The organism is Thermogemmatispora sp. (assembly GCF_019683635.1).
GTDB lineage: Bacteria > Chloroflexota > Ktedonobacteria > Ktedonobacterales > Ktedonobacteraceae > Thermogemmatispora.
In genome coordinates this window covers 1-11,401 of record NZ_JADGIA010000178.1, presented here as the reverse complement: position 1 = coordinate 11,401, position 11,401 = coordinate 1, and the positions used below count along the sequence as shown (strand labels likewise).

Annotated in this window: 7 protein-coding genes and 1 pseudogene; 3 read left to right on the top strand and 5 right to left on the bottom strand. The window is 58.8% G+C overall.

Features of this window, described 5'->3' with window-relative positions:
• Nucleotides 1-148 precede the first annotated feature (148 nt).
• Nucleotides 149-1,540: a type I glutamate--ammonia ligase gene (gene glnA, locus IRZ31_RS16775; RefSeq protein ID WP_297155703.1), complete on the top strand. Its 1,392-nt coding sequence runs from the start codon at nt 149-151 to the stop codon at nt 1,538-1,540.
• A 136-nt stretch (nt 1,541-1,676) separates the two neighbouring features.
• Here glnA and IRZ31_RS16770 read toward each other — a convergent pair whose 3' ends face one another.
• The 5 genes from IRZ31_RS16770 to IRZ31_RS16750 all read right to left on the bottom strand — a co-directional run bounded on the left by IRZ31_RS16770 (nt 1,677) and on the right by IRZ31_RS16750 (nt 9,577).
• Nucleotides 1,677-2,489, bottom strand: coding sequence for a cyclase family protein (locus tag IRZ31_RS16770; RefSeq protein WP_052887571.1), 813 nt, complete (start codon nt 2,487-2,489; stop codon nt 1,677-1,679).
• Between the two features lie 98 nt (nt 2,490-2,587).
• Entirely contained in the window at nt 2,588-4,264 is a 1,677-nt protein-coding gene (locus IRZ31_RS16765; protein WP_297155699.1) for a fused MFS/spermidine synthase, read from the bottom strand.
• Between the two features lie 788 nt (nt 4,265-5,052).
• The gene (locus IRZ31_RS16760; protein ID WP_297155697.1) at nt 5,053-6,633 is read right to left on the bottom strand and encodes a glycosyltransferase family 39 protein; all 1,581 of its coding nucleotides are present in this window, start codon (nt 6,631-6,633) and stop codon (nt 5,053-5,055) included.
• A 237-nt stretch (nt 6,634-6,870) separates the two neighbouring features.
• Complete coding sequence (locus IRZ31_RS16755) at nt 6,871-8,769, bottom strand: AAA family ATPase (RefSeq protein ID WP_297155695.1); 1,899 nt, start codon at nt 8,767-8,769, stop codon at nt 6,871-6,873.
• Nucleotides 8,770-8,914: 145 nt separating this feature from the next.
• Complete coding sequence (locus IRZ31_RS16750) at nt 8,915-9,577, bottom strand: hypothetical protein (protein ID WP_297155693.1); 663 nt, start codon at nt 9,575-9,577, stop codon at nt 8,915-8,917.
• 337 nt (nt 9,578-9,914) lie between these two features.
• Here IRZ31_RS16750 and IRZ31_RS16745 point away from each other — a divergent pair, with 337 nt between their 5' ends.
• Complete coding sequence (locus IRZ31_RS16745) at nt 9,915-10,568, top strand: glucosaminidase domain-containing protein (protein WP_297155691.1); 654 nt, start codon at nt 9,915-9,917, stop codon at nt 10,566-10,568.
• Nucleotides 10,569-10,760: 192 nt separating this feature from the next.
• A pseudogene (locus IRZ31_RS16740) lies at nt 10,761-11,401 on the top strand (hypothetical protein); the annotation flags it as partial.

Genomic DNA, 11,401 nt, shown 5'->3' with positions numbered 1-11,401 from the left:
GGGTTAGAGGGTGGGGAGATATCAACGGCCTGGAACTTCTGATATAATGGGTACCCACTCTGGAGCATCGAATCGTTCGGTAGACTGATAAGAGATCTATCATGGAAATGTAGGATGCCTGGCTGGCTGGGCATCCAGGAGGCAGCACATGGCGGAGCAGCAGGATCAGGCATTGGTGAGCCAGGTGATGGAGACCATTGAAAAGGAGCATGTGCGTTTCGTCAACCTGGAGTTCACCGACGTTGTTGGTATGGCAAAATGTGTCACGATTCCGGTGGAGCAGTTCCCCGATTGCCTGGAGCGCGGCAAATGGTTTGATGGCTCCTCAATAGAGGCCTTCGCGCGCGTTGCTGAGAGTGATATGTATCTCTTCCCCGATCTACGTACTTTTACCGTCCTCCCAGTACATGTACGGCCCCAGGCCCTGAATCGCGAGATTGCTGACCAGCTAGATGCTGGCGACGTAGTGGCCCGCGTAATCTGCAACGTCATGACACCTGATGGGGAGCCGTTTGAGGGCGATCCGCGAGCGACGCTCTTGCGTTCACTGGAGCTGGCCGAATCGATGGGCTATCGCTTTCAGGTAGCGCCCGAGCTGGAGTTTTTCCTCTTGCGTTTCGAAGATGGCGGGCCGACTCCGCTGCCCCATGATCGTGGGGGCTACTTTGACCTCTCCACCGATCTGGCTGCTACGGTAAGGCGCCAGATGGTGCAGGCCCTCCAGCAGATGGGCATTGTTATTGAGGCCAGCCATCATGAGGTGGCGGCGGGCCAGCATGAGCTAGATTTCCAGGCTGGTGATGCGCTCTATATTGCTGATAGCCTGATGACCGCCAAGTATGTGCTCAAAGCGATCGCCGCCCAGCACGGCCTCTACGCCACCTTCTTACCCAAGCCCTTCTACAATGTCAGCGGCTCGGGCTTACATACCCATCAGCAGCTGATCGATGTCCGCACCGGAAAAAACGCCTTCTTTGACGAGCATGGCGAATATGGCCTATCTGAAGTAGGCTGCCATTTTCTGGCTGGCCAGCTGGCACATGCCCGCGGCATGTGTGCCATCGTGGCTCCACTTGTCAACTCTTACAAGCGGCTTGTGCCAGGCTATGAGGCTCCTGTCTATGTCAACTGGGGCCGTGTTAATCGTGAGGCGTTGATCCGTGTTCCCCGCCCTGGCAAAGATCCCCAGCACTCGGCGCGTATCGAGCTGCGCAGCTGTGACCCCAGCTGCAACCCCTATCTGGCCCTGGCGGTCATGCTGCGCGCCGGACTGGATGGCATTCAGCACCGCATGCCGCTGCCGCCTGCAATGGATGAAAGCCTCTTCCTGCGCGATGAGGAAGAGCCGATAAGCCGACTGTCGCGCCTGCCTGCTACCCTGGGCGAGGCTCTCGACGATCTGCGTCAAGACTCCCTCATCCGCGATACCCTGGGTGACCTGATCTACGAGGGTTTTCTGGAGGCCAAGTCAATCGAGTGGAACGAGTATCGCAAGCACGTCCATCCCTGGGAGCTTGAGCGCTATTTGCCGATCTTTTAAGCTGGAGAGTGAGCAGAGGTAGATCAACAATCGTGGTGTGAATGGGACGAAGTGAGTGGACCGTAGGGCCTGGCAGCAAGGCGGCCCGGAGCCGGGCCGCTCCGGGCCGCTCATTCTTCATTTCGCTGGACCCGCCCTATTTCCCCACAAAGGCCACCAGGCGGCAGAAGGCTGCCTCGCCTCCATTGAACTTCCAGGGGAAGCAGCCAATCCAGACGCGCTGGTCCAAGACCTCGTCGATCATGCCGCCAGCATTCTCGACATGGAAAACTCCGTGAGGGAAGAGGTCGTAGTGCATGAGCTGCAGATCCTCCTCCGGCCAGATCTCTTCCAGGGGGCGCCCCAGTTTCTCGGCGCACTTGGCCGCCAGATCCGGGCGGACCTTGCGAATAACGGTATTCATCGGGTGGTCCATTGAGCCGGCATCGATAGCAAACCAGGAAATCTTCCGATCGAGAACCCACTGCACGAACTCTCGCGTTGGGCCGGGATGTTTAATAAAATAGCGCGTCTCATCCGGCTGGGTCTCGCCGTACCAGTTGCTGGGATAGTACTTGTGGTAGCCGGTATGTACAACCACAATATCGCCAGGTTCGATGCGCAGGCCCGTCTTGCGCTCCCACTCCTCGAAGTGGGCCGAAGTGTAGATATCGTAGTCGCCGATCCCCATCGCCTCCAGATCGACCACTACGCCGGGGCCGACCAGTTTCTCCAGCGGGATGCTGCCGATATCCTGACCATTGGTAATAAAGTGCAGAGGTGCATCGAGATGGGTTCCGACGTGCAGAGTCGACGAAATATGTTGACCCCCGACTTTATCAAAAGCTACGCGCTTGATCCACTTGACCGTTGGCCCCTCATAGGTCGCAAAGCCCGGTGTATGAATGTCCCAATTCTGAGAAAGGTCAAGCACGCGCACATTGCTCAGATCAATTGGACTAAAAGGCATCCGCTTTCCTCCAGCATATCAGATTTGAAGCTGTAGTGTGCTCTATCAGCAACAGCGGCATCGAAACCAGACCTTGCGCGGTGGGCGCTGGTGAGCAGTCACTCGTCGCCGCTGCGGATAGCATCAAGGATCATCTGGTCGATGAGCTGCTCGATCGGTGAGCGATCATCGGTAAAGAAGACATGGCGATTCTTTTCCTCGCGTATATTGCCAAAGGCGAGGCTCTCCTGGGCAACGCTGGTCAGCAGCGGATTCGTCAGCATGGCCGTATTGCGGGCGAAATCGCTGAGAGAGGTCGCTGCGTTCGTGCCGACGATGATGCTATTGGTAAAGCGCGCTGTATCTATAATATAGACATTCGGAAAGACCGCGTGCATCGTCTGGGCGAGCGTCTCCACAAGGCGGAAGTCATGGGTCGTACGCCCGGCATTGATCACGGCCACGCCAGTCGGCGTCAGATGGGCGCGCACCTCGCTGAAGAACTCCTCAGTCGCGAGCTGGAAGGGGACGTACGGCTGCTGGTAGGCGTCGATCCCGATGATATCATACTTCTGCGCTGTTGTGCGCAGAAAGTAGCGCCCATCCTGGACGATCACATGCAGGTTCGGCTCGTTCATAGCGAAGTAGCGGCGGCCCAGCTCGACGATCGTGGGATCGATCTCGACGCCATCAATGGGAATGGGACCGTAAGCCGCCGTGATTTCGCGGGGAATAGTTCCGGCACCCAGGCCAATGATGGCAACGCGGTGAACCATCGCCGGGGTAAACGGCGGCCTGTTAAAATAGGGTGCGACCATAAAGTAGTCCCAGGGGCCGCCGGTAAGGATCGAGGTAGGATCATAGACCGAGTGTACAGCCTCCCCCTCGTTGAGAATAAGCTGCATCTCGCTACCGACGCGCACCACCTGAATATAGTTGTAATCAGATTCGCGCTCGGCAATGAGTACTCCGCCGCCATCGGTGCCCGAGGCCGGCTTGATAGGTCCGCCCAGAGCCAGAAACTCCAGCCCCAAAGGGATGAATAGCAGCAGGGAGAGCAGACTCTTCTTATCGAAATGTCTGGCCTGTTTCCCTTCCCGCGGCTGCCAGCCGTTGCCGCCTGGTCCGGCACTGCTGACCACCAGGCCGAGGATTGAGACCGACAGCAGCGTAATGGCTGTCACCAGGAACGTGAAGCGGGTACCATAGTTGGGAATCAGCCAGAGTACGGGTAGAAAGGTGCCCACAATGCTGCCGGCGGTCGAGATGGCGTAGAGCTGACCCGCCAGTCTGCCGGAGCGGCCTACTTGTTGCAAGAGCAAGCGGATAGCAAAAGGGGAGACGCAGCCGAGCAGAATGACAGGGATGGCGAAGAGCAGGATCACTGCGGCGAGAGAGCCGATGAAGACGCTGGCCGAGTAGGTGGCGAAGGCCCTGAGCGACCAAAGCAGAATTGGACGCGAGATATAGGGGATCAGGCCGATGGTGAAGGCAGCGATGGTAGTGATCAGATAGAAGACAAGAGGCCGGGGAAAACGATCGGCCAGGCGTCCGCCCAGATAGTAGCCCGAGGTCAAATAGAGCAGGATGAGGCCGATCAGGGCCGCCCAGACAAACTGCGAGGAGCCAAAATAAGGGGCAAGCAGACGCGAAGCGGCCATCTCGACCCCCAGCGAAGCAGCCCCAGCCACAAAGACAACTAACACCAGCAGCCACTTTTGCAGAGGATGCGCTGCTGCTGGTGCAATGCTCTCTTCCTGGTGTGGCTTTTGCTCATCTGAGGTGACCGTTGTCATGACAGCAACTCTCTCTTTCGACAATTTGGCAATCTGACACAAAGCCTTTCTTCTCGATCGGCATGCTGAGAGCGAGGGCCGAGGGCCGGCGCTGCCGGATCGGCGCGGTGAGTCGGCCTGTGAGGATAGTAGTGAAAATCAGGCAGACAGAGAACAGTAATATTCAGCTGCAAGCACGGGTGCGCCCGTGGACCTCACCCCGGCCTCTGGCTTGACTGGGACTCAGCTGGAGTTGGGCTTGAGCCGCTGGCACTCCGTGCCGTGCTCTACTGTCATTTCTGCTCCGCTGCGACCCTCGCCAGTAGGTGGGTCGCTGGCTGATGTGCGTAGCTGGCTAGCGCCTTGCTCTCCTTCGCTGCTACCTATGATATCATGCGGGCTCAGACTTTGCCCACCAGCCCGCTGCTCGCTGCTCGCTGCACTGGCGAAACAGCAACAGGCTGCAGCGCACGCGCTACAGCCTGTCTGAAGCGCTCATCCTCCATCTCTATAAATGCCTCGCCTCGCTGCTCCAGCCCGGCTGCACTGCGCTATGTGCGGGAGGGGAGGAGCCAGAGTCGCCGGGAAGACGTGGGGCAAGATTAGCGCTGCTCTGCTTGCCGGCGCGCCTGTAAGAACGAGAGGATGAGTGACCCAATCAAGACGCCTAACAGAATAATTTCCATCGTACTGAAAGTACGACGTTTCCTCATGAGGCGACTCCTTTCTACTTGTCGCTGCTCGCCTGCACTCACTAAGGAGTGCACTCCTTCCTGTCTTTGCTCGGACGTGGCCTTGCCGGGCCTTTTTCAGCGCACCCATAGCTCTTGGGGATGGCCCGTGCTATCCTTTCCATAAGTACGCACCAGGTGGAAATGCTGTGCCACCCAACTATGATAACTCTCTACCTCTGGTAAATGAAAGCGGGAGCTGAAGAAGAGCACGGCTCGCACCTGGGGCGCCTGACTGGCGGTGATCAGATCCTGGAGAGTCAGATAGCCGGTGTGAATACGTACCGAGGAGGTGTCGACAAGCCAGGGCGGAGTATCTCGTCCGGCAAGCGCCACCGCCAGTGGTTCATCGCTGATCACCATATCTCCCGGCTTCGTGAGGTGCTCCAGATCGGTGACCACGCGCTGAAGCGGCCCCGCTGGCGTCACAGAGTGGGGAGGCTGGCGAAAATAGAGGATATCCTGACCGAGTGCAAAGGTACAGCTGATTGCCAGGACGATCACCATGATCGAGCTGGCAAGCCTAAGATTTCGCTGACGCTCGCTGCTGCCTGCCTGGAACCGGCGGCTGAGCGCGGCGAGATCGGGAGAACCCAAGGCGCTCAGACCCACGAGCGGTGGCACCAGCGCGATCAGGTGGTGGACAAACAGGGGTCGTTGCTCTAGCAGAACAGCCAGCGTTCCCCCCAGCCAGAGCAGAAGCGGCACAACACGCCAATCACGACGTAGAGCAGCTACGATTGTTCCCGCCAGCCCTGCCAATGTCAGAGGAGTCAGCAGACCCTGTGCTAACAGCGGCAGTGTAAGGGTACGGAGGGTATAGCGAAAGCTTTCACTCGATTGCGTATGAAAAGAGACGATGCTCTGGAACGTCACATGGAAGGAGCCGATGAATGGCAAGAAGAGCAGGAGAGTGACCAGCAGGAAAGCCAGAATGCCGGCCACTGGCCCCCAGAGGGCGAGGTGCTGAAGCGGAGTGGCCTCTCCTTGGGGGGAGCGTCTCAGTTGCCAGTAGCGGGCCAGTACCAGGCTAGCGGCGGGGAGGAGAGCAGGCACCACCAGGAATTTGGTGGAGATGCTGAGCGCCAGGGCTATCCCGCTCAGGATCACCAGCAGCAGCCCGCGCCAACCCGCAGGCTTTTGCCACCAGTAAAAAGCTAGACCGACGGCTAGCAGTGAGAGCGCGACCGATGGGCCGTCTGCTTGGAGAACACGCGATTCATTGAGAAACGAGACGCTGGTTAAGGTTAAGAGCAGCGCTATAAAAGCGCCCGTATAGCCGTGGAGCGCCTTGCCGAGCAGCCAGGCTCCGATCAGGCCGCAGAGTGAAAGCAAAGCGATGGCCAGGCGTCCCGCCCACAGCGTCTGACCGGCGAGGACGTAGATGGGAAAGATCGATTCCAAAAAGAACGGCGGCTGTGAATAGAAGATCTGGCTATAGAGAGCAAAGCCGTGGCTCATAGCGCGCAACGACTGCAAGTAGACCCCTTCATCGAAGTCGCGCTCTAGGGGCTGTCCCAGCTGATAGAGACGCATACCCAGGCCGATGGCGAGCAAGAGGCAAAGCCCTGCTCTACTCAGCCAGCGGCTGCGCGCACTCTGGGGTCCGGGAGTCGTGGATACGGGGGCCAGCCTATCCACGATGACCTCGTTGGTCATAGTCTTGTAACCCTCAAGCAGTTCTGGGCTGTCTCATCGAGAGAGACGCATCTCACTATACGTTACAATAGCACAAAGGTCACGGTTTTGAGAGAAATGGTCTGCTCTGCTTCGAGGGTGTGTAAGAAGGACATACCACTAAGACAACGGCCTGAGCACCGCATAGCAGTGGGAGGGGAAGAAAAGCACAGCAATAGCAGACTTTCCTTCCTCTCCGCGGCTTGCGTCAGGCCAGGCTCACGATTGTGTGGCCTCGGGGGGTGAGGGTGAGGTTTCAGCCGAAGCGTGACCGTTGCTGGCTGGCAACGCGGCGAGCGTGGCGAGATGGCCATTGCCATCCGTCTGCTCCTGGCTCAGGCCAAGTACCGGTGCCAGCTCGGGCAGCAGCTGGACGGTTACGCGATGGGCGTCGGCCTGATTGATCAGCTCCTCAATCTCCTCGGGAGTCAGCTCGTCGCGCTCAATCAGCGACTCCGCCACAGCAATCACAGCCTCGCGATGCTCTTGCAGCAGGCGCTTCACTGCCTTGAGCTGGGATTGAAGCACGGCTTCAACGCGCTCTTTGAGTTCAGGCAGTGGTGCTATCGCGGCGCGAGCGCCTGGCTCTGAAGAGTGATGGACAAAGGCGCCATAGGAGGCCAGTGTGCCATCCATGCCATAGAGGCCGATGTAAGAGGCGGCCAGCTCGGTAGCATGCTGCAGATCGCCGATGACTCCACTGAGCTGAGTATTGAGAAACAGCTCCTCAGCGGCGCGAGAAGCGAGGTCCACCTGAATGTGAGCGAGCACCTCCTCCTTGCTCATGGTCATGATTGTCTCCTTGGGCCGGGGAAGGGCAAAGGCCGCCGCCCCCTCCAGGCTGCTGCGCTGGTGGATCGTCACAAATGGTGGCAGAAAACGCTCTAGCAGGTAATAAGAGGCGACAGCATGACCCGCCTCGTGGTAGGCAAGGCGCCGTCGCTCCAGGAGCGAGAGGTTGCTTTCTCGGCGATAGCCCAGCTCGTGGATATCCTGGGCCTCGATAATATCCTGATAGTGCACCTCATCGCGTCCGGCGAAGTAGGCGATGATTACCGCCTCGTTAATGACATGTTTAATCTCCACAGGCGTGTAGCCCGCCATGCGGTAGACCAGGGCGCTGATCGAGATGGTGGGATCATGCTTGACCTTTTGCAGGTAGTACTCAATGACCTCACCGCGGTACTTATCCGTGGGTGGCGCCACGTGGATGCGCCGATCAAAGCGTCCCGGACGCAGCAGCGCCGGATCAAGCGCCTCGGGCAGATTGGTGGCCCCGATGGTCAAGACCGGCTCACGCTGGGCCCGCCCGTGATAGAGGCCGAGGACGCGCAGAATCTTCTTAAACCAACCGGTTTCGACCGGTGGTGGGTCCAGCTCCATCAGCAACTGGTTGAGAGAGCCACCAGTGCCCATGAAGCCAAAGAGGCCGCCTCCCATGCCCGGGACTGGCATGCGGCCCTGACTCGTGCGCGAAGCTCCCAAGGCATCGATCTCGTCCAGGAAGAGAATGCAGGCCCCATACTCACGCGCCAGTTTGCGCGCCCGCCGATAGAGACGCATGATGATCAAGACATCGATGCCCCAGAACATATTGCGGAAGCTGGCGGCGCTGGCGTAGCCAAAAGGAACCTGAGCCTCGCTGCTGATACACTGAGCCAGATAGCTTTTGCCGGTGCCGGGTGGGCCGGAGAGCAACAGCCCACGGATCGGTTGGCCGCCCATCTCGCGAAACTCTTTGATTCCCTGGAGAATGGCCACAATCCGCCTGGCCTGCTCCAATACCTCGGGGTTGCCCTTATAGTCCCGGAAGCTGACGCCCGTCTCGCCAGGCATCAGCCAGTAGAGGCGAGGGCGCGCCAAAAACCAGAAGAGGGCGATGAATTGGATAAGGATATAGAAGATGGCAAAGGCGATCTGCAGCAGGTAGGCGAAGAGTGCTCCCGGGGAAGGGGCGCTCAACTGGGGGAAGATAGCATTGAAAAAGTACCAGAGGATAAGCCCCCCGAGCAGGAGCCAGAACCAGTTGTGACGCACAAAGCGACCAAACTGATCGAGACCCCGATCGATTGATTTATCCAGCTCGGTCTGCTGCTCAAATTGTTTCTCTGTCGCCATAACAGTCCCCTTTTCTTTCACCAACTGGGGTCGGCGAGCGACCTCTGGCTGTAGCCAACGTAACCAACTCTGACCGCCTCGCCTGTACTCAGGGAGTTGCAGATGCGAGGCGCAGCCTTGTCATAGACGGGCTGAACTGACCTGACTAGCCAAGGGCGTTCCTGAAATTCACGAGGCTGATGAAGAGCAGTAACCCGCCGTTCTGGGCTACCGTGGTGAAGTGCCAGAGCATGTAGCCGCTGGTGCCTCCACCCGGCCCGCGGCTCCCGAGGCTCACACTCACCAGGCTGTCAATGGTTGTGTCTGACTGCTGATAGACCCCCACGACGTGGATGTCGCGCCAGATCAGATTTGTTTGCTTCTCACTGTACTGGCTAACCAGCTCTGCTGGATCAGGGGGCTGGGCCATAAGCAGTGTCGATTGCAGCATGCTCATTGTGGCCACATCGCCATCACGCAGCGCGTAGAGCCAGTCTTTGACTTTATCGCCGCCACCATTGCCGCCATTGATATGGAAATTGAACTGATCCTGGGCAATTCCCAGCGGCCACTCCCCAGTCAGAGCGTAATTGGTAAGGGTGGCGGTGGCTAGAAAGATCACCACGACGCCCAGGCTGAGCAGCTTGTGGCTGCGAATCTGGCTAACCAGGTAGTAGATGGCTTTGATCGGTGGGCGCAAGAACGCTTTGATCTTGCGGGCCAGCGGTCTCTGCCCCAGACGCGGGTGCAGAGGTGTGGCTCTGGGCTGCTTTGGCTCGCTCTGCTTCGCTTCTGGTAAGCGCGGATATGTGGGTGATGGGTGAAGCATAGGACGTGCTCCTGCCGATAAAGTCTGGGCGGATGAAGTGCCCGCTTCAGTAATCCGCTCGCCGTGACGTTCCCCCGGCCTGCTGTCTCTGCCGTAACTCGTTCTCCGGCTCCTGACGACCCCTTTGACTGCCTTCCCCTGTAGGGGCGGGCGCCTTATTTTTACTGTATTGTACGGTCTGCTAGTCTGCCTGACAAGTGATTCCTGAATGCAATTCGCCGACTGCTTTCAGAGTGACGGTCACCTGACAAGCGACTGGCGTTTCTCTCCTGACTCGTGCGATAATAGCCCCCGGCAGCAAGCTGACCGCAATCTTTGGGTGTAGGATAGATGGAGCATGATGCGTAATGGGAGCTATCGCAGAAGTAGCAGGAGTAGCAGCAAGGGCAAAGGGAAAGGAAGCCGTCGCCGCTATCGGAGCTATGGCAGGCGAAAATCACAGCTGCCGGGTCAAGGGCTGCTATTGGCCCTGGCCGCCCTGGCTGTAGCAGCCCTGCTTTGGCTCTTCTTTGACCCCGTTGCTCTGGAGGAGGAGGGTCGCTATACAGTTGTGGGCCAGCCCTCAGTGTCGGCGGACTTCATTGATCAGGTGCTGGCGGCTTATGAATCGCCGGCGGCAGGCAAGGGGCAGGCCCTCTATGCCGATGGGATAGCTTACCATATCGATCCTGTCTATGCCCTGGCCTTCTTTCTGGAGGAGAGCCGCTTTGGTACCGCCGGGGTAGCGCGCTTCACCCATTCGCTGGGCAATATTCGCGCCCTGCCGGGCCAGGCGAGCTATGCTGGCTATCGCCGCTATGCCAGCTGGGAAGAGGGCTTCAGCGACTGGTATCGGCTGATTGCCGATGAATACGTTGCTCGGGGGCTGGTCACGATTGATCAGATTGTGCCCGTCTATGCCCCTGCCGCTGACGGCAACGATGTGGCCGCCTACGTTCGCACGATAAAGCTGGCCGTTGATACCTGGCGCTCCGGCAAGCTCCTCGTTTAGCGAGCCGCGGTTGAGCACTGCTGACCACCGTGCAGGCAGAACCCTCTCGTTTTGGTATAATGGGAGAACAAGAAGTACCACGCTGCCCGCTACCAGCGCAGTTGACTGACCTCCTGTGACCGCTCCATGAGCAGCCAGGATGACGATCGCTGGTTGCGGCAACGGCTGCGTGCCAGAGAGGCAGGTGTTGCTATGGATGAGGCTGTAGCGAAGGAGAGAACCTCCACCGGTGGGGCCTATATCTGGTTCCACTATAAAACCCAGTTTGCGGCTCAGGGGCGTCTCCATGTCATCCAGATGGAGGTGCCGGTTCCTGTGGACGCCAGCGCCGAGGAGCGTGAGCGTCTCCTCCAAGAAGCGCTGGCCGGCCTCGATCAGTTCAGCGCTCGCCTTGAGCAGCGCCTCAATCAGACATCTACACCGCGTAAGACACCTGGTGAAGAGGGAGGACGCAACGGACCGTCACGTCCCACAGGCCCGCGTGAGCCACCGGCAGAGATGCGCCTTTCGACCTCAGCGCGACCGGCCCCAGCTCCTGCCGCTCCAGCCGAAAACCGGATGTCGCCCTCTGCCACGCAGCTCCGGCGCCGGATGGCTCCCGCTTTACCCTCAACCCCTGGCGTCTTCGGCAACCTCAATAGCGATCTCACCCTTCCTCAGTTTTTGCAGATTTTACGTGATAACTTCAATATCGATTCAAAATATGCTATGAAGCTGTTGGGGGTCAGGAGCCTCAGCAATATCAATCTGCGTGAGGCTCTCGATCAGCTTCGCTATCTCCTCGCCCAGCGCAGTGCGGCGGCGAGTCGCACGGCGAGCGCCAGCACCTCCGC